This is a genomic window from Candidatus Glassbacteria bacterium, assembly GCA_019456185.1.
In the GTDB taxonomy this organism is placed as follows: Bacteria; Gemmatimonadota; Glassbacteria; order GWA2-58-10; family GWA2-58-10; genus JAJRTS01.
The window spans coordinates 250-1072 of record VRUH01000165.1; the positions used below are offsets into that span (position 1 = coordinate 250).

General features: G+C 54.4%; 1 rRNA gene (cut by a window edge). It reads right to left on the reverse strand.

The annotated features are described in order from the left end of the window. Positions 1-823: ribosomal RNA gene (locus tag FVQ81_18655) — 23S ribosomal RNA — on the reverse strand (its annotated part extends 244 nt beyond the left edge of the window); the annotation flags it as partial.

Consider the following 823-nt stretch of genomic DNA (forward strand, 5'->3'; position numbering starts at 1 on the left):
CCAGGATGCGACGAGCCGACATCGAGGTGCCAAACCTTGCCGTCGATGTGAACTCTTGGGCAAGATAAGCCTGTTATCCCCGGGGTAGCTTTTATCCGATAAGCCACGGCCCTTCCACACGGTACCGTGGGATCACTTTGCCCGACTTTCGTCCCTGCTCGACTTGTAGGTCTCGCAGTCAAGCCCCCTTATGCCAATACACTCAATGCACGGTTTCCATCCGTGCTGAGGGGACCTTTGGGCGCCTCCGTTACCTTTTAGGAGGCGACCGCCCCAGTCAAACTACCCATCAGGCACTGTCCCCCATTTGGTGATGGGGTTAGGATCAAAACCGGACAAGAGTGGTATTTCAATTGTCGGCTCCACCCCCACTAGCGTGAGGGTTTCAAAGCCTTCCACCTATGCTACACATGACCAGCCTCAATTCCATGCCAAACTATAGTAAAGCTCCACGGGGTCTTTTTGTCCTGTCGCGGGTAACCTGCATCTGCACAGGTATTTCAATTTCGCCGAGCCCCTCGTTGAGACAGCGTCCAAGTCGTTACACCATTCGTGCGGGTCGGAACTTACCCGACAAGGGATTTCGCTACCTTAGGACCGTTATAGTTACGGCCGCCGTTCACCGGGGCTTCAGTTCAAAGCTTCGTCCTTCCGAAGAAGGACTAACCTCTCCCCTTAACCTTCCGGCACTGGGCAGGTGTCAGCCCCTATACTTCAGCTTACGCTTTTGCAGAGACCTGTGTTTTTGTTAAACAGTCGCTCGGGCCAATTCACTGCGCCCTCCGATTTAAGTCGGAGGGACCCCTTCTCCCTAAGTTACGGG